This window comes from Providencia sp. PROV236 (assembly GCF_033676985.1).
Lineage (GTDB): Bacteria > Pseudomonadota > Gammaproteobacteria > Enterobacterales > Enterobacteriaceae > Providencia > Providencia manganoxydans.
The window spans coordinates 2,911,048-2,928,807 of sequence record NZ_CP096297.1 but is presented as its reverse complement, the minus strand read 5'-3'; the positions used below and the strand labels follow the sequence as shown (position 1 = coordinate 2,928,807).

The window sequence follows — 17,760 nt, the reverse complement described above, 5'->3', positions numbered from 1 at the left end:
AGGGAATATTGTGTTAATACTCATCGGTTATATCATTGTTACAGCTACCGTTATTGGCGGTTATTTAATGGTAGGTGGCCATCTAGGGGCACTTTATCAACCTGCTGAATTCGTTATTATTTTAGGGGCAGGCCTAGGTGCATTCGTTGTTGGTAACAGTGGAAAATCGATTTTAGCGTTAATTAAAGTGTTACCACTGTTATTTCGTCGTTCCTCTTATAACAAAGCAATGTCCATGGATCTTATGGCACTGCTCTTTCAGTTATTAAATAAATCACGCCAAGAGGGCTTGTTGGCCCTTGAAAAAGACATTGAAAACCCTCAAGAAAGTGAAATTTTTTCTCAATATCCTCGCGTATTAAAAGATAAAACCACAACTATGTTTATTGTTGATTATTTGCGCTTAATGGTAACCAGTAACTTACAAAGCCATGAAATTGAAGCGTTGATGGATGAAGAGCTAGAAACCTTTCGTCAAGAGAGCGAGGTGCCAGCATCTGGTTTACAAATGGTCGGTGATTCTATGCCTGCATTTGGTATTGTTGCCGCCGTATTAGGGGTTGTTAATGCATTAGGCTCCGCAGATAGGCCTGCTGGTGAGCTTGGCGCATTAATTGCTCATGCGATGGTGGGAACTTTTCTCGGAATTTTAGTGGCTTATGGGTTCATTTTACCTTTGGCGGCTTTGATCCGCTTACGCAGTAGTGAACAACTAAAAATGATGGAATGTATCAAAGTTACTTTTCTTTCTGCATTGCAGGGATATGCACCACAAATTGCGGTTGAGTTTGGGCGTAAGGTTCTGTACAGCGTCGATCGTCCTTCTTTTACTGAGTTAGAAGATAAAGTTCGCGAAGTGAAAGTGGGTAATCGCTCACAAACACAGAACGAGGAGTAATTAATCCATGAGAGCAAATAACGCCCATATTATTCGTGTTAAAAAACGGGTTAGTAATCATCAAAATGGACATGGTGGTTCTTGGAAAATTGCCTATGCGGATTTTATGACGGCGATGATGGCGTTCTTTTTGGTTATGTGGTTGATTTCGATATCCAGTCCACAAGAGTTAACTCAGATAGCAGAATATTTTCGTACACCATTAAAAACGGCTATTAATTCAGGTAAAAAAAGTGGTGACGCCACCAACCCAATTCCTGGTGGAGGGAAGGATATTGTCTTTCGTGAGGGCGATATTTTGCCTGAACCAAATAATAAAATTGAGGATGCGGCAAATTATCGCTTTGAAAAATTAAAGCAATCTCTTGAACAAGCCATTCTTAAAGATCCGCGTCTCAATGAATTAAAACCTCATTTGTTAATCGACATGATTGATGATGGTTTACGTATCCAAATTGTTGATAGTGAAAATCGTCCTATGTTCATGGTGGGGTCGGCTCATGTTGAACCCTATATGCGCGATATTTTACGAGCGATAGCACCTCTGCTTAATGATGTTCCTAATCGGATCAGTATTTCTGGTCATACCGATGATTTGCCTTATGCCAATAGTGCCAATTATAACAATTGGGAATTATCAGCAGATAGAGCTAATGCTTCTCGAAGAGAATTAATTGCAGGTGGATTAAATCAAGACAAAATTTTGCGTGTGGTGGGGATGGCATCAAGTATTCATCTCGATAAAAACAATGGATTAGCGCCAATTAACCGCCGTATTAGCATCATTGTATTAAATGATACGGAAACTGCACAAATCCTGCATGAATACGAGGGGGCGACTCCTTTAAATGATGTATTGAAAAAATCGCTACAACAAGTGGATGTAGCGCCAGTTGATGATAAGAAAACTGCGGATGAGGAATAAAACTCAGCGCCGTTATCAATGTTAACAAACTGATTGTCATTGTATGCCTCGAAATGGGTATACAGCATTAAGTGAAACCTAAGCTAAATTGGATGAAAACCATGGATATTACCGAGTTTTATCAAACGTTTTTCGATGAAGCTGATGAGCTACTTAGGGATATGGAACAACATTTGCTTGAGCTCGACCCTTTTGATCCTGATAGCGAACAGCTCAATGCGATTTTTCGCAGTGCACATTCAATAAAAGGTGGTGCTGCGACGTTTGGTTTCACACAGTTGCAAAACACGACTCATACATTGGAAAATTTACTTGATAAAGCACGCCATGATGAATTGACTCTCACGCCTGATATCATTGATGTTTTTCTGGATGCCAAAGATGTTATGGCTTCGCAATTAGAGGCTTATAAAAATGACTCATTACCCGATGAAGAGACTTTTAAACGTATTTGCGAAGTCCTTGGGCGAGTTGAACAAACAGCAGAAGAGGTGATAAGTCAGGAGCTTCCATTACCGCAGTCTATGCAAGCCGAGACAGTTGCCGCGATAGCTGATGATTATTCATATTATGTCATCATCACATTGACTCAATTAAAAGCGAATGAAGTGGATTTACTTACGGATGAGTTGGCCTTATTCGGTTCTTTGTATCACACCCAAAAAACAGAAGACAGTCTAGTTGCATGGCTTGGCACGAATACCACTATTGACGATATTTGTGGGGTTCTGTGTTTTGTGGTTGATGGATCACAAATTACCCATCAGAGGGTGGATGCACAAACTTGCTTAGCTTATTTACCATCTTCAAATAATGTAGGTTCTGATGAGGTGAAAAGCGAACAAGCTGCGGAGCTTGAAGTTAATAAAATAGCAAGCACAGCCAGTAAGGAAGCATTGACTACTCCACGTAAGACTGCGCCAGCAAAAACAAAAAATGATTCAAGTAGCATTCGAGTTGCCGTTGAAAAAGTTGATCAGCTTATTAACTTAGTGGGCGAATTAGTCATTATTCAATCGATGTTGACGCAACATAGTCAGCAATTGGATCATAATGAGTATAGCGATTTATTAAGTTCCATTGTCCAATTAGAACGTAATTCACGAGCACTGCAAGAGTCAGTGATGTCGATTCGCATGATGCCGATGGATTATGTATTTAGCCGTTTCCCTCGAATGGTGCGTGATATAGCCACAAAGCTGAATAAAAAAATTGAGCTCAAAGTGGAGGGAAGTGCGACGGAGCTTGATAAAAGCTTAATTGAACGGATTGTCGATCCGCTTAACCACCTTGTTCGCAATAGTCTTGATCATGGTATTGAAAAACCAGAAGTGAGAATAGCAAACGGCAAACCTGAAACAGGGACATTAACTCTCTCTGCTTCACATCAAAGTGGCAACATCTGTATTGAAGTACGTGATGATGGTGCAGGATTAAATCGCGAACGCATTCTCGCCAAAGCACGTTCCCAAGGAATGAGTGTCCATGATGGAATGAGCAATGAAGAGATTGCGATGTTGATTATGGCGCCTGGTTTTTCTACAGCTGAAGTTATCACTGATGTTTCTGGCCGTGGCGTAGGCATGGATGTGGTTAAACGTAACATTCAAGACATGGGCGGGCGTATACAAATAGGTTTTACCGAAGGTAAAGGAACTATTATTCGTATTTTGTTACCTCTGACCTTAGCAATACTTGATGGTATGTCAGTAAAAGTTTCGGATGATGTATTTATTGTTCCACTCAGTGCAATTATCAGTACATTACAACCACGCCAAGAAGATATATATCGTCTTGCTGGCGAAGAAAAAATGTTATTAGTTCGTGGTGAGTACCTTCCATTAGTTGAATTACATCAAGTCTTTAGTATCAAAGGCGCAGAGTCAGATTTATCCAACAGCATTGTGCTGATTATTCAGCATGCAGGGCATCGCTTTGCATTGCTGGTGGATAAATTAGTTGGGCAGCAGCAAGTGGTTGTTAAAAATATTGAAAGTAATTACCGCAAAATTCCGGGTATTTCGGCTGCCACGATCATGGGCGATGGTTCTGTTGCGCTTATTTTAGATGTTGCAGAGTTACAAAAAATGAACAACAGCATTTTGCTTAAAAAAAAGCAGCAAAGTGCACAACCCGTTATGCACTAAATAGAGGCTAAACACCATGTCAATGTTGGATGATGATTTAAATAAACTGGAAGAAGAAAAAAATGGAGAAGGTTACCTTATTTTTACTTTAGGTGAAGAAGAGTATGGTATTGAGATCTTAAAAGTGCAGGAAATTCGAGGCTATGAACAAGTCACTCGGATTGCCAATACGCCGGATTTTATTAAAGGCGTGACGAATTTAAGAGGCGTGATCATTCCAATTATTGATTTACGAGTAAAATTCTCCCATCAAAATATCACTTATAACGATAATACGGTGGTTATTGTTGTAAATTTAAAAGATAGAGTTGTGGGAATAGTAGTTGATGGTGTTTCTGATGTGCTGGTTTTAAATGAAGAACAAATCGCAGCACCGCCTGATTTTGCCGTAACTTTATCCACACAATATTTAACGGGTCTTGGAACCGTAGGCGAACGGATGCTGATCCTTGTTGATATTGAAAAATTATTAACCAGTGATGAAATGGCGCTCATTGATAGTATGACAGAATAAGAACTTACGTAAAATGATGCAGTTAAAGCTTTAATATTGTGTTAGGTATAACGGTAAATATTAGTAATAACATTCACTTGTGAGGTAGGCCGTGTCCGCATGGCCTACTTCATTCATTTGTATATTAATTGAGTCGCGATAAAAGAATTCGCCGCACAAATATTCCACTCATCATGGCTAAAGTTTTTAGCCATGAGACCGATATCAAAATAACAATAACATTATGTCAGTACAACCTCATGCACAGTCGAATTAAAATCGTATCAGGACTTTTGTCCGTTATTTTTATCTTTATTCTGTTGCAATTAATATCCAGTGGATTGATGTTTAATAAGCTGGGGGATAATAGCGACAGCATTAATTATTTGAATTCACTTCAACGCCAGAGGCAACTATTAACGGAAAGTTGGGTTAATTTATTGCAAGCACGCGCTAATCTAAATCGATCCGTGAACGCTTTGCTATTAGAAGGTCGCGATTATCAAGATGATGCTAATGCAGATGATTTAATTAAAGCAGCAGCTCGTAATTTTAAAGCTGCTGATTCAGCTTATCAACGCTATAACAAGCTAGTGGAAGAGACTAGCTATGATAAAGCAAAGTTTGAGCAGTTGTTTTTAACTTACGAAACCTACCGCAATGCGCTAGTTCAACTAGGCGAATATGCGCAAAAAGGGCAGCTTGATAAATTCTACGCACATCGTACATCTGGACATCAAATTCAATTTGAAGAGCAATTTAATGCTTATTTTGCTGATATCTCATCTGATTTTCAGAGTGAAGTGCAACGTGCAGATGCCAATTATCGCCAGTCTTTATATTTAATTATTGTCTTGTCTATCATATTGGCACTGATCGGTTTCCTGAGTTACCGCTATGTTCGTAAAGGTATTATTGAGCCATTAGGGCTATTAATTCAGCGTATTAATGTTTTTGCTGCTGGTGATTTAACCCCGACAGTTGATACAAAGTCCACCAACGAAATTGGTGAGCTGGCTCGTGGTGTTGAACATATGCAGCAAGAGTTGATTAATACTGTTCGCGGTGTGCGAGATGGTAGTGAAACTATCTATCAAGGTACGAGTGAAATTGCTGCGGGTAATAATGATCTCTCCGCACGTACTCAAGAGCAAGTCGCGTGTTTAGAAGAAACGGCGGCGAGTATGAGTGAGCTGACTGCCACAGTTAAGCAGAACACAGAATATGCACATCAAGCGAGTGAATTTGCTAGCCAAGCCTCTGCAATTGCTAAAGAAGGCGGAAAAGTGGTCTCTAACGTAGTGAATACTATGTTGAATATCGCAGATAGTTCGCAAAAAATTTCAGATATCACTGCGGTCATCGATAGCATTGCTTTCCAAACCAATATATTAGCACTCAACGCAGCCGTTGAAGCAGCAAGAGCAGGGGAACATGGTCGTGGTTTTGCTGTAGTTGCTGATGAGGTGCGTAACTTAGCCCAACGTAGTGCGAATGCAGCCAAAGAAATAAAAACCCTGATTGAAGATTCTGTTTCAAGAACTGATACCGGAGCTCGCCAAGCAGAAGATGCAGGTGAAACAATGACTAAGATTGTTGAATCTGTCACTCGGGTAACAGACATTATGTCGCATATCGCTTTGGCTTCAGATGAACAAAGCAAAGGTATCTCTCAAGTGAGTATTGCTGTTGCTGAAATGGATAAAGTGACACAGCAAAATGCCTCATTAGTTGAGCAATCAGCGGTTGCCGCCAATGTATTGGAAGAACAGGTAGCCAAACTTGCGCAACTCATTGCTATTTTTCGCTTACCTGCGATGAAACAAAAAGATTTACGAATGACGGAGCCTGCGGCAAGAACGATTTCAAATATCGTCAAAACGCCAGATCTGAAAAAAATATCATCGAAGGATCACCAAGATGATGACAATTGGGAAACTTTCTAAAAACTCAGACCAACGCGGCCACGTTTTATCGTTGGCAGCGTTTCTGTGCGTACTGCGAGAGTGACAGCAGAGCATAGAAGTTCTAGCTGGCATATGTGGGGATAAAAAATGAAGAGTATTCGAATTTCAGTCAGTTTATATCTGCTCCTTGTGATGTTTTGTGGAATGCAAATTCTATCGAGCGCCCTGTCATTAGGGATCGTGTCGAGTGAGCTTTCTTCTTTAGAGCGCATAGATCTTGGTTCTAAAAAGCGTGATTTACTGGAAAAAACCTATGAAGATCTCATGCAGGCACGTAGCACACTCACTCAAATAGTGGTGCACATCAAAGTTAATTCAGATGCCACCAGTATTGAACAAGCTAAAGAGGCTTTTGATGAGTTTTTACGTCAATCAGCTGGCGATTATGAACAATTTAAAGCTCAACCATTGTTAAGTGAGCAAGAAAACTTAGCTGCGATTGAAGAAAAGTATCAAGCGTTTGTGGTTATTTTAAAACAGCTTAGAGCATTGATTGATAACAATGATATTCCAGGCTATGTGGCATTACCTGCTCAACAACACCAAGAGCAAATGGCAAAAGCACTTGATGAGTATATGGATATTTTAACCACAGATAGCCAAAACTCCCTCGATTCTGCCAATTTTTATAACAAAATTGCTTGGATTATGTTTTTTGCTGTGACATTCACCATTTTAGCTGTCTCTGGTTTCGCGCACTTTTGGATGAAGCGTAAAGTGATTTATCCCCTCATTAGCATGAGTGATCATTTTATGAGATTGGCTCAAGGGAAATTGAATCAAGATATTCGTGTTACCTCTCGTGATGAAATTGGTGAAGTTTTTGAACAGTTAAAATTAATGCAAGCGTCACTGGCCACTTCAGTGACCACTCTGAGGACCAATACGGATCAAATGTATACCGGTATTCGCGAAATTGCTTTGGGTAATAACAACTTATCATCTCGTACTGAGCAGCAAGCCGCTTCATTAGAAGAGACTGCTGCAAGTATGGAAGAGCTAACAGCAACCGTGAAGCAAAATGCGGATAACGCACGTCAAGCAAGTGAATTAGCGATATCTGCATCTAAAACAGCAACAAAAGGGGGGGACATCACCGTTGATGTGATTGACACGATGACCGCGATTTCCCATAGCTCGCAAAAAATCAGTGCAATTATTAGTGTGATTGATGGTATTGCCTTCCAAACAAATATTTTGGCATTGAATGCTGCCGTAGAAGCTGCACGCGCTGGTGAACAAGGGCGTGGATTCTCCGTTGTTGCGGGGGAAGTTCGTGCCTTAGCACAACGGAGTGCGGAAGCGGCAAAAGAGATCAAAACATTGATTGATGAATCGGTTGGTCGTGTTAATCAAGGCTCTCAGTTGGTGAATGAAGCAGGACAAACAATGAATGAATTGGTGGCCGCAGTTAATCAAGTCACTGAACTAATGGGAAATATTGCTTCTGCATCGAATGAACAAAGCCGCGGCATTGAGCAGGTTGCTACTGCGGTGAGTCAGATGGATCTCGTCACACAACAAAATGCTGCCTTAGTTGAGCAGTCAACAAGTGCGACGGCTGCATTAGAAGATCAAGCCAATAATTTAGTCGATACGGTCGCCTTTTTTGACATATCGGAATCGAAAAGTGTTCGTGTTAATTAATGATTATTGCTGGAGTTAGCCATTAAGCAGTCGGCTATCGGCTGCTTTTGGGTTTCTATCAAATAGGACAAGGTACGATGCTTTTTTCACCACAAGTAGAACCATTGACCGATGAAGAATTTGGTCGGGTTTGTCGGTTTATCCACAAAAAGTCGGGCATCGTTCTTACCATGAATAAGAAAAACATGGTGTACAACAGGCTGCTCAAACGGTTACGTGACTGTAAGGTTAATAATTTTACTGAGTATTTACGCCTACTTGAACGTGAACCTTTACATCCGGAGTGGCAAGCTTTTGTCAATGCACTAACAACTAATTTGACTGCATTTTTTCGGGAGCCGCACCATTTTGTGACGTTGAGTGAGTTTGTTCGTGCTCGTAAAAATAGCAATATCAACATCTGGTGCGCTGCTTCTTCGACCGGTGAAGAGCCTTACTCTATTGCGATGACATTAAGTGATGTGCTTGGCGCACAAGCGATGAATGCAAAAATCATTGCAAGCGACATTGATACCGAAGTACTTGATAAAGCGAAGAAAGGTATTTATCGAATTGAAGAGCTAAAAAATCTAACGGCAATTCAGCGCCAGCGCTACTTTATGAAAGGAGTGGGTGATTTTGAAGGCTATGCCCGTGTAAAACAATCACTTAGAGATATGATCGAATTTAGATTTTTAAACCTAACGGATGGTGACTGGCAGCTTCAACATCGTTTCGATGCTATTTTTTGTCGCAATGTCATGATCTATTTTGATAAAGACATGCAAATCAAACTATTAGAGCGGTTTGCTCCATTGCTTAAACCTGATGGTTTACTGTTTATTGGCCACTCAGAAAATTTATCACAATTATCACAACATTTTGTAATTAAAGGACAGACTGTCTATAGCCTACAACCGACGAGGAAGGGGTGATGGTGATGGAAAAAATTAAAGTGCTTTGTGTTGATGATTCAGCGCTGATGCGCCAAATCATGCGTGAAATTATTAATAGTCATAACGATATGATGGTTGTTGACACAGCACCTGACCCTTATGTCGCGCGCGATTTAATCAAGCAACATGAACCAGATGTGATCACATTGGATGTGGAAATGCCACGTATGGATGGCATTGATTTTTTAGAAAAATTAATGCGGTTACATCCTTTACCTGTTGTGATGGTTTCTACGCTTACTTCTAAAGGATCTGAAGTCACTTTAAAAGCATTAGAGCTAGGTGCGGTTGATTTTGTGACTAAGCCACAAATTGGTATTCGCGAAACAATGATGAGTTACCGTGATGTGATTGGTGAAAAGATCCGTGCCGCAGCGATGTCGAAGATCACTCGTCGTAGTCGTTTTGTACGTAATGATAAAACGGCTAATGAGCCAGCGAAGTTGGCGAAGCCACTTTCATCTTATGTTTGTCATAGCCGAGTGATTGCTGTTGGTGCCTCAACTGGAGGAACGGAAGCGATACGTCAATTATTAGAAATGCTACCGTCCGAATGCCCACCGATTGTGATCACCCAACATATGCCAGCAGGCTTCACTCGTTCTTTTGCTGAGCGGCTCAATAAGCTGTGTGCTCTCACAGTGAAAGAAGCGGAGCACAATGAGCCTTTACAAAAAGGTTTTGCTTATATAGCTCCCGGTGATTCACATATGTTGGTTATTGATAACGGACATGGTTACCACATTCGCTTGCAGCAAACAGAGCCTGTAAACCGTCATCGCCCTTCAGTAGATGTCTTGTTTGACTCTGTTGCCAAATGTGTAGGGCGCAAATGTGTAGGTATTTTATTGACGGGTATGGGAATGGATGGCGCAAAAGGCATGCTTAATCTGCGCCAACAGGGTGCGGTGACTTATGCACAAAACGAAAGTAGCTGTGTGGTATTTGGTATGCCACGAGCCGCGATCGAATTGAATGCGGTAGATGAAGTGCAAGATATTGCCAAAATTGCCCCAAGTGTTTTGGCTCGACTTTCAACTGTATCTGCATAGCGGCTACAGAATTTATTATTGTCTTTTTGAAGGAGTGGTTATGGCCGCTAAAGATCTGAGTTTTTTAGTTGTGGATGATTTTTCTACTATGCGACGTATTGTTCGTAATTTATTAAAAGAATTAGGCTTTAACAAAATAGAAGAAGCAGAAGATGGGGTCGATGCATTAGAAAAAATTCGTGCTGGTCACATTGATTTTGTGGTTGCCGATTGGAATATGCCAAATATGGATGGATTAGAATTATTAAAAACTATTCGTGGTGATGAAGCGCTAAAACACATTCCAGTTTTGATGGTAACGGCTGAAGCAAAAAAAGAAAACATTATTGCTGCCGCGCAAGCAGGGGCAAGTGGCTATGTGGTGAAACCATTTACTGCGGCGATATTAGAAGAAAAATTAAATAAAGTTTTTGAAAAGATGGGGCTGCAATAAACGCACCTGTCTAGGAGAGTGTGATGACTGAACAAACATTAACGGCGAACAATTCGGGTAATGAAGACCTTAAGCAAGTCATTACTCGAATTGGTACCTTGATGAGAACGCTACGCGAAAGTATGCGTGAACTGGGCCTTGAAAAAAGTGTTCAACAGGCTGTGGCAAGCATCCCTGATGGTAAAGATCGCTTACGTTATATCGCGCAAATGACGGCTCAGGCGGCAGAAAAAACCTTAAATGGTATTGATGTTATGAAGCCACTTCAGGTAAAAATGCATGCGGATGCAACGGCATTGCAGCTACAATGGAAAAACGTCAATAGCGAGAAAATTACACCTGAATTACATCAATCTACGCAAGCTTTTCTTAGTCAAGTTATTGATGATAGCAATACTACTAAGGCGGAATTGCTAGAAATCATGATGGCTCAAGACTTTCAGGATCTCACTGGCCAAGTGATTAAGAAAATGATGGAAGTGGTTGAAGAAGCTGAAAAACAGTTATTGGCTTTGTTAATGGAAAATACGCCGCCAGAAATGCGGGTGAAACAACAAAATGACAGTTTGCTGAATGGACCTCAAATCAATAAAGAAGGCGTGAATGTTATGGCTTCACAATCTCAAGTTGATGATTTATTAGATGAATTAGGCTTTTAAATAGCATATCCCCTTGCATAGGTGCTGCGAGGGGGCGCACTTCATTAAAATTAACATAAAAAAAGCACAACCTTATCGTTATCAGTAAATAATCGTTAACGTATATGATGGGTTATGGGATCTTCAGCTCTCTTAAAAACCATCTATAAGTAGGTCAATGGCTTTTTTTATGTCATCTCTTTGATCTGTAAAATCTGCAACCATTTTACCAAGTAACGAATGAGGTACTGATGCCATCTGATGCGTCATTAATACATAGGGGCGACCCTCGACTAACAGCGTTGGGTTCAGCCCTACAGGTAATGCGTGACGAACTAAACTTCTATCAAACAACGGAATGACTAGCGGAGTATTAAGCCTATCAATGAGGTCGCTTTGTATATCAAGTAAATATGGGGAATGGCTATTTTCACGGTTTTGATAGAGATTAAATTGCATTAAAACTCCTTGTATTTGTCCGACAGTAATCCGTATTCATCATTGATACGATTGAGTTCATCAAAACCCGCCGTGTTTGCTTGTTTCCACTCCAGTGCTTTTACTTTTTTCAACTCCATAATCAATGCCTTAGTTAAAATGGCTGAAAAGTTTAAGTTAGCGTTTCTTGCTTGCTGATACAGTTCAGGAGCAACGGTGACGCTTACCGTTTTTTTCATTCTATTTGCAACCGTACTCATAATCGCCTCAGATTACATGTGTATTTACCCGTGTAATATAGCATGGCCTGTTGCTTACGTTAGACTTTAACCTTCCATTTTGCTGTTTTTCAGCTCTTTTGCATTACTGTTTTTCGATTTGCGTAGCCACTCGCAATACTGATGTTGTTTTGCTCAATTGGCAAATAACCCTTGCGAACCTTATCTATTTTCCAGCATTGATTTTTTTACACTCTGTCATGCTATAGACCAAAATTGTCATCTGCTGACGAACAAGGAAACGGCGTGTCTGATGAAAGTGATGTAGAAAAAACAGAAGAGCCCACGCCTCATAAAAAACAAAAAGCAAAAGACGACGGGCAGATTGTTCGCTCCAAAGAGCTGAGTTCGTTGATGATGATGTTAGCGGGTATTAGCTTGCTATGGCTGAGTGGGGGGCATCTTGCTGATGAGTTACGGCAAATTTTCCGCCAAGGTTTTATTTTTGATGGCCACTATATTCAAAATACTGGATTGATGTTGAGTTACTTAGGACGAGTAGTGAGTGAAGCATTATTTGCTTTATTCCCTGTGATTGGTGGGTTAGCGCTGGTTGGGATCTCTGCATCATCATTGGTAGGGGGATTAGCCTTTAATAGCAAATCCATTAAGTTTGATTTGAAAAAACTTAATCCAATTTCAGGATTAAAACGCATTTTTTCAATGAATGCGCTTTCAGAGCTATTTAAGGCAATACTGAAGTCGTTATTTGTTGGGCTAGGTGCTGCCATTTTCTTATGGCAAAACTGGCCATCATTGTTACACCTAGTTACTGAATCACCGGTGACAGCCCTAGGCAATGCGATGCATAAAGTGATTTTTGCAGGTTACTTGATTGTATTTTTACTGATCCCAATGGTGGCTTTTGATGTTTTTTATCAATTTCGCTCACATCTGAAGAAGTTGCGCATGAGCCGCCAAGAAATTAAAGATGAGTTCAAACAGCAAGAAGGTGACCCACAGATAAAAGCGAAAATTCGTCAGCAGCAGCGCGCCATTGCGCGTAACCGAATGATGGCAGATGTCCCACAAGCAGATGTTATTGTCACTAACCCAACCCATTATGCTGTTGCATTAAAGTATGACGACAAAAATATGGGGGCACCTAAAGTGTTAGCAAAAGGAGCTGGGGTACTAGCACAGCGTATTAAGGAAATTGGCCAAGAGCATCGGATTTTGCAGCTTGAAGCACCACCACTTGCACGTGCTTTGTATCGTCATGCAGAGATAGGGCAAAGCATTCCTGTTGCACTCTATGCAGCAGTAGCAGAAGTTTTAGCATGGGTTTACCAATTGCGTCGTTGGCGACGTGAAGGTGGATTAAAACCAAGAAGACCGAAAAATTTACCAGTACCACCGGCGCTGGACTTTGTTGGAGAAAACAATCGCGATGGCTAATTTGGCTGCATTATTAAAATTGCCGAAAACTTTACAGGGCACGCAATGGCAAATTTTGGCTGGGCCAGTTCTCATCTTATTGATCTTATCAATGATGGTCTTGCCATTACCGGCTTTTATTTTAGACTTATTATTTACTTTTAATATTGCGTTATCCATCATGGTGCTATTAGTCGCCATGTTTACTAAACGTACCCTCGATTTTGCCGCTTTTCCTACGATCCTGCTATTTGCGACATTATTACGCTTATCACTGAATATCGCTTCAACGCGGATCATTTTGCTTGATGGTCATACAGGCCCAGATGCAGCGGGTCGGGTTGTTGAAGCCTTTGGGCATTTCTTAGTTGGTGGTAATTTTGCTATTGGTATTGTGGTTTTTATTATCTTAGTTTTGATTAACTTCATGGTTATCACTAAGGGAGCGGGGCGTATTGCTGAGGTAGGCGCTCGCTTTGTGCTAGATGGAATGCCCGGTAAGCAAATGGCGATTGATGCTGACTTGAATGCAGGGATCATTAATGATGAAGAAGCCAAAAAACGCCGATCTGAGGTAACCCAAGAGGCCGATTTTTATGGCTCAATGGACGGTGCAAGTAAATTTGTCCGTGGTGATGCTATCGCGGGGATCATGATTATGGTGATCAACGTGGTAGGTGGTTTGATTATTGGTGTTGGTCAGCATCATATGACACTCGGTGATGCAACGAGTGCTTATACCTTGCTGACTATTGGTGATGGGCTCGTGGCACAGATCCCCGCGTTAATCATTTCAACCGCAGCAGGGGTTATTGTTACTCGGGTTGCAACGGATGAAGATGTGGGTGAGCAGATGGTTACCCAACTGTTTAATAACCCACGAGTGATGTGGCTAAGTGCAGGGGTTTTAGGGCTGATTGGCCTGATACCGGGCATGCCTAACTTTGTTTTCTTACTTTTTACCGCTGCATTAGCCGGTTTAGGTTGGTATTTGGTCAAAAAGTCCAAACAACCAGAACAGAAATCAGAAGATGGCCAACTAAAACAAGTTCAAGAAGCCAATAAAGTGATGGAGGCAACTTGGGACGATGTGCAGTTGGAAGATTTACTGGCTATGGAAGTAGGCTATCGTTTGATCCCACTGGTTGATAACGATCAACAAGGCGAGCTATTAGGGCGTTTACGCGGGCTGCGGAAAAAATTTGCTCAAGAAGTAGGGTATCTGCCACCCGTTGTCCATATTTGCGATAATTTAGAGTTATCGCCATGCGAATATCGGATACTTATAAAAGGTGCTGAAGTTGGGCGTGGTGAAGCTCAACCGGGAAGAAGTCTTGCAATTGATCCTGGTAATGCTGCTGGAACATTGCAAGGTGATGCCACAAAAGAGCCTGCATTTGGCCTACCAGCGGTTTGGATTGATGATGATTTACGTGAGCAAGCACAAATTCAAGGTTATACCGTGGTTTCAGCGAGTACCGCAGTCGCAACGCATTTCAATCAAATCTTGCTGCAAAATTCAAGTACGCTATTTGGTCGCCAAGAAGCACAACAGCTGTATGAGCGAGTGAAAAAAGAAATGCCTAAATTAGCTGATGATTTGATACCAGATACGATTTCATTAACCATTTTACATCGCGTATTACAGAATTTGCTCATGGAAGATGTGGTGATCCGCGATATGCGTACCATTATTGAAACACTCGCTGAAATGGCAGGAGAAAACGGTGAACAAAAAGATACCGATTATCTGACATCTCAAGTACGTATTGCTTTGGGCAGAGCAATTACACAACAGTGGTTTGGTAATGCAGATGAAATTCAAGTGATTGGACTTGATGCAAATTTGGAACAAATTTTATTACAAGCCGCTAAAAATGGTGGAGGGTTAGAACCTAATCTTGCTCAATTTATACAAACCCAAGCTGAAGATGCCATTCGACATCAAGAAGCAATGGGGGCACCAACCGTGTTATTAGTTAACCATGGTCTACGTTTGATCTTATCTCGCTTTTTGCGCAGAAGCTTACCTCAATTGGTCGTCATGTCGAATCTTGAACTGAATGATCGCCGTAAAATTCGTATGACATCAATGATTAGTGGTAGCTAATCGACCCAATTAACTTGAGATTGATTGAGATTTAGAGCCCTTGATGAACTAATGTATATTGTGTTTATTCATTGTCCATGAGGTGGGGCAAAATGAGCATAAAACTTGAACTTCAGGTATGCTCAACCATGCTAAGACTAATTCCAAATACTGATTTTAATATTAAATTAAAAGTATTATCGAAAAATATAGAACACAGTGTCATTTATCGAAAGAGGAATAAGTCCTTTTCAAATAGATCATTTTGCTGTCCCTGATAGTTATCGATTGCTGAAGTTAAATAATAAACATCAGTATCGCATGGTGACTACCGGGGATAATCCTGAAACAGTTAATCTAGTTGAATTGAAGTTTAGGAAGGATATTGTATTTAATCATGAGTGCTGTACTTAAATTAAAGTATGGCGTTCATTTGCCGAAAGGCATCGAGTAGCAGTGTCGAACTTGCCTCGAATGTTTTTCAAATGTCTTATTGAACAATACCATATTGTTATGATTGACCAAGAGCAAACATCAACACCTCTGCAACTTGAAGTATAATGGGCATATTCCCCCTGCATTATTTATCAGTATAGGGTAAGCGATACGCAAAACAGCCTGTACTATAAAAGGTAAGTTTTGGGAGAAACTTGATTAAATCGAGATCTTTTTACCTAACACAGGGCGTTTTTGCTCTAACCCATCAGCACCATATGTCGATTGATTATTATGTTTTTTGGCGAAAGCGAGGCGTTGGCTATTGAGTTCAATGTGTAATTGCAACATTTGATGGTTGCGATAATTGAGCTCTTTTAACTCTGTTGTTAGCGCTTTGATCGCTCCCCAAAGACTTTGTAGAGCAGGGAAGTCTTCGTAAGGTGCTGAAATGTTGCTCTCTTGCTCTAAACGTAGGCGGTTTGTTTCACCGTGGCTAATCGCGGCAACCAAATAGCGCTTTTGTTCCGTGGTTTCTTGGAAAGGAGACGGTGGAACACGGTGATAGCCTAACAGCAACTCCTCATTTTTCATCACTATCTGTAGTGATTGCAAATGTGCTAGTTGCTGCTCTAGCAGTATGAGTAATTCATCGTTCATATTGGTTATCTTGCTTCATTTTTCATTGAAAGCATGGATTCATGTGCATCACGTAAAATCCCATCTGCCACTTTTCCCGCGTCCATTTTCAATGTGCCATCTTTAATAGCTTGTTTAATTTTTTCAACTTTTTCACTATTAATATCGCTTGCTTGCGGTTGTAACAGCTTCTTTTGCAATTCACTGGGTGAAAAAACGCTTTCTTTCACAGATTCAGTGGTTGAAACTTTTTTATCGCGAAGAGTTGTTGTCGCATCCTGTGGATCACGAGTGGTGACTTGAGTTAATGCTGAAATTGCAGGTGTTTGCTCGATAGCCATAATATTTTTCCTATTCCGATATCTTTCTGATTCATTTTATCGGCAATTATGTTGAATACTTTAAATGCGATGATAACCTTTCGGATAATTCTATACTCTAAACAATTCAAGATTTAGGGGACAGCTTGCTAAGCGTAGCGACCATACCTTAATGAAAAGCCCTGCACCTTGCAGTATAAAAGTAGATGATTACCTGTATTTTGAGTGCATATTATCGATATAACGATATTGCGACAATCAAAAATCGCTATTTGAGTGCTATCTGAACGCTGCCATTTTCTAATGCTTCTCCATTCACAATTTGCCCATTCACTAGGCGAACGCGTGTGTTTTGTCCCGTGACTGCATTATTAATCGCTCGACCTTCATACTTCACCGAAAAGTTATTGCCGTTGGCAAACACATACACAGTCTGTCCTGCTTTTATTGCCCATGGCCGGCGGATCATGGACTGAGTAACTATTTGGCCTGCATTAATATCACGCAACGCAATACTGCCACGAATAGCGAGTTTGTCCGTTGATACCCCTGCTGGCAGCTTATCTAACAGCCCTTTTTTAGTGCCAATATCTACAAATTCAATTTTTTCACCGCGGGTAATATTACGTGTTACGACATAATATTGACCCGTAACATTAACGATTAATTGAAGATACTGTTTTTTCTTTCCACATTGGACAGGTAATGAAACATTTCCCATATTACGTCCACCAATCGGCGGCATGATCTGCGGGTTTTCACAACTCGGCCAGCGTTCTATTGGCGTTTTAATTTCAATAGAAACTTGGTTTGGTTTGCTATGTATTTTGCGAAAATAATGATTAATATCTTGTGGTAAAGAGGCTTGGGCTGCGGTTGCCATTAAAGTTAACCCACAAAATGCAGTTGTATAAAAATAACCCATCAAGTCGCCTCTTATATTGTCATATTTCAAGTTGTAGCTAAGGCATATTGACTACGTGTATTTACGTCAGTCTCTTGTTTTCTCAAGCGTTAGCAATTCATTCATTTGTTGCCCAGTACTTCGC

Annotated in this window: 17 protein-coding genes; 12 read left to right on the top strand and 5 right to left on the bottom strand. The window is 40.7% G+C overall.

Annotation, left to right across the window (positions count from 1 at the left end; genetic code table 11):
• Positions 1-10 precede the first annotated feature (10 nt).
• From motA to M1E96_RS13320, 10 genes are all read left to right on the top strand, one after another.
• Entirely contained in the window at positions 11-898 is an 888-nt protein-coding gene (gene motA, locus M1E96_RS13365) for a flagellar motor stator protein MotA (protein ID WP_140181593.1), read from the top strand.
• Between the two features lie 7 nt (positions 899-905).
• Positions 906-1,823: a flagellar motor protein MotB gene (gene motB, locus M1E96_RS13360; protein WP_140187181.1), complete on the top strand. Its 918-nt coding sequence runs from the start codon at positions 906-908 to the stop codon at positions 1,821-1,823.
• A gap of 101 nt (positions 1,824-1,924) precedes the next feature.
• Complete coding sequence (gene cheA, locus M1E96_RS13355; protein WP_349490451.1) at positions 1,925-3,970, top strand: chemotaxis protein CheA; 2,046 nt, start codon at positions 1,925-1,927, stop codon at positions 3,968-3,970.
• Positions 3,971-3,986: 16 nt separating this feature from the next.
• Positions 3,987-4,484, top strand: coding sequence for a chemotaxis protein CheW (gene cheW, locus M1E96_RS13350; RefSeq protein ID WP_070926024.1), 498 nt, complete (start codon positions 3,987-3,989; stop codon positions 4,482-4,484).
• 239 nt (positions 4,485-4,723) lie between these two features.
• Positions 4,724-6,409, top strand: coding sequence for a methyl-accepting chemotaxis protein (locus M1E96_RS13345; RefSeq protein WP_070926142.1), 1,686 nt, complete (start codon positions 4,724-4,726; stop codon positions 6,407-6,409).
• A gap of 108 nt (positions 6,410-6,517) precedes the next feature.
• A complete protein-coding gene (locus M1E96_RS13340) occupies positions 6,518-8,077 on the top strand; it encodes a methyl-accepting chemotaxis protein (protein WP_139158642.1) in 1,560 nt (519 codons plus the stop codon).
• Between the two features lie 77 nt (positions 8,078-8,154).
• On the top strand, positions 8,155-8,991 hold the full coding sequence (locus tag M1E96_RS13335) for a CheR family methyltransferase (protein ID WP_369427108.1): 837 nt from the start codon (positions 8,155-8,157) through the stop codon (positions 8,989-8,991).
• 5 nt (positions 8,992-8,996) lie between these two features.
• Complete coding sequence (locus M1E96_RS13330) at positions 8,997-10,064, top strand: chemotaxis response regulator protein-glutamate methylesterase (RefSeq protein ID WP_272579577.1); 1,068 nt, start codon at positions 8,997-8,999, stop codon at positions 10,062-10,064.
• A gap of 40 nt (positions 10,065-10,104) precedes the next feature.
• Positions 10,105-10,497 (top strand): chemotaxis response regulator CheY, encoded by a 393-nt coding sequence (cheY, locus tag M1E96_RS13325; protein WP_004918582.1) that lies wholly within the window; start codon positions 10,105-10,107, stop codon positions 10,495-10,497.
• 23 nt (positions 10,498-10,520) lie between these two features.
• Positions 10,521-11,156, top strand: a complete 636-nt coding sequence (locus tag M1E96_RS13320) for a protein phosphatase CheZ (RefSeq protein ID WP_272579578.1) — start codon at positions 10,521-10,523, stop codon at positions 11,154-11,156.
• 132 nt (positions 11,157-11,288) lie between these two features.
• Here M1E96_RS13320 and M1E96_RS13315 read toward each other — a convergent pair whose 3' ends face one another.
• The gene (locus M1E96_RS13315) at positions 11,289-11,594 is read right to left on the bottom strand and encodes a CcdB family protein (protein ID WP_369427107.1); all 306 of its coding nucleotides are present in this window, start codon (positions 11,592-11,594) and stop codon (positions 11,289-11,291) included.
• Entirely contained in the window at positions 11,594-11,833 is a 240-nt protein-coding gene (locus M1E96_RS13310) for a type II toxin-antitoxin system CcdA family antitoxin (protein WP_272579580.1), read from the bottom strand. The genes M1E96_RS13315 and M1E96_RS13310 overlap by 1 nt, the downstream gene beginning before the upstream one ends.
• A gap of 264 nt (positions 11,834-12,097) precedes the next feature.
• Here M1E96_RS13310 and flhB point away from each other — a divergent pair, with 264 nt between their 5' ends.
• A complete protein-coding gene (flhB, locus tag M1E96_RS13305) occupies positions 12,098-13,249 on the top strand; it encodes a flagellar biosynthesis protein FlhB (protein WP_070926032.1) in 1,152 nt (383 codons plus the stop codon).
• The gene (flhA, locus tag M1E96_RS13300) at positions 13,242-15,338 is read left to right on the top strand and encodes a flagellar biosynthesis protein FlhA (protein WP_272579881.1); all 2,097 of its coding nucleotides are present in this window, start codon (positions 13,242-13,244) and stop codon (positions 15,336-15,338) included. Before flhB ends, flhA begins: the two co-directional genes overlap by 8 nt.
• 633 nt (positions 15,339-15,971) lie before the next feature.
• On the opposite strand, the gene M1E96_RS13295 is transcribed toward flhA, so the two are convergent.
• The 3 genes from M1E96_RS13295 to flgA form a co-directional block, all read right to left on the bottom strand.
• Entirely contained in the window at positions 15,972-16,412 is a 441-nt protein-coding gene (locus M1E96_RS13295; protein WP_140181607.1) for a flagella synthesis protein FlgN, read from the bottom strand.
• 5 nt (positions 16,413-16,417) lie between these two features.
• Positions 16,418-16,732, bottom strand: a complete 315-nt coding sequence (gene flgM, locus M1E96_RS13290; protein WP_070926040.1) for a flagellar biosynthesis anti-sigma factor FlgM — start codon at positions 16,730-16,732, stop codon at positions 16,418-16,420.
• A 247-nt stretch (positions 16,733-16,979) separates the two neighbouring features.
• Positions 16,980-17,636 carry a flagellar basal body P-ring formation chaperone FlgA gene (gene flgA, locus M1E96_RS13285; RefSeq protein WP_070926042.1) on the bottom strand — a complete coding sequence of 219 codons (657 nt, stop codon included), beginning with the start codon at positions 17,634-17,636 and terminating at the stop codon, positions 16,980-16,982.
• Positions 17,637-17,760: the final 124 nt, after the last annotated feature.

What these genes read in the sequence shown, in the direction of transcription:
- motB (WP_140187181.1), top strand. Translation starts at nt 906, where the DNA reads ATGAGAGCAAATAACGCCCATATTATTCGTGTTAAAAAACGGGTTAGT.
- cheA (WP_349490451.1), top strand. Translation starts at nt 1,925, where the DNA reads ATGGATATTACCGAGTTTTATCAAACGTTTTTCGATGAAGCTGATGAG.
- cheW (WP_070926024.1), top strand. Translation starts at nt 3,987, where the DNA reads ATGTCAATGTTGGATGATGATTTAAATAAACTGGAAGAAGAAAAAAAT.
- M1E96_RS13345 (WP_070926142.1), top strand. Translation starts at nt 4,724, where the DNA reads ATGCACAGTCGAATTAAAATCGTATCAGGACTTTTGTCCGTTATTTTT.
- M1E96_RS13340 (WP_139158642.1), top strand. Translation starts at nt 6,518, where the DNA reads ATGAAGAGTATTCGAATTTCAGTCAGTTTATATCTGCTCCTTGTGATG.
- M1E96_RS13335 (WP_369427108.1), top strand. Translation starts at nt 8,155, where the DNA reads ATGCTTTTTTCACCACAAGTAGAACCATTGACCGATGAAGAATTTGGT.
- M1E96_RS13330 (WP_272579577.1), top strand. Translation starts at nt 8,997, where the DNA reads ATGGAAAAAATTAAAGTGCTTTGTGTTGATGATTCAGCGCTGATGCGC.
- cheY (WP_004918582.1), top strand. Translation starts at nt 10,105, where the DNA reads ATGGCCGCTAAAGATCTGAGTTTTTTAGTTGTGGATGATTTTTCTACT.
- M1E96_RS13320 (WP_272579578.1), top strand. Translation starts at nt 10,521, where the DNA reads ATGACTGAACAAACATTAACGGCGAACAATTCGGGTAATGAAGACCTT.
- M1E96_RS13315 (WP_369427107.1), bottom strand. Translation starts at nt 11,594, where the DNA reads ATGCAATTTAATCTCTATCAAAACCGTGAAAATAGCCATTCCCCATAT.
- M1E96_RS13310 (WP_272579580.1), bottom strand. Translation starts at nt 11,833, where the DNA reads ATGAGTACGGTTGCAAATAGAATGAAAAAAACGGTAAGCGTCACCGTT.
- flhA (WP_272579881.1), top strand. Translation starts at nt 13,242, where the DNA reads ATGGCTAATTTGGCTGCATTATTAAAATTGCCGAAAACTTTACAGGGC.
- M1E96_RS13295 (WP_140181607.1), bottom strand. Translation starts at nt 16,412, where the DNA reads ATGAACGATGAATTACTCATACTGCTAGAGCAGCAACTAGCACATTTG.
- flgM (WP_070926040.1), bottom strand. Translation starts at nt 16,732, where the DNA reads ATGGCTATCGAGCAAACACCTGCAATTTCAGCATTAACTCAAGTCACC.
- flgA (WP_070926042.1), bottom strand. Translation starts at nt 17,636, where the DNA reads ATGGGTTATTTTTATACAACTGCATTTTGTGGGTTAACTTTAATGGCA.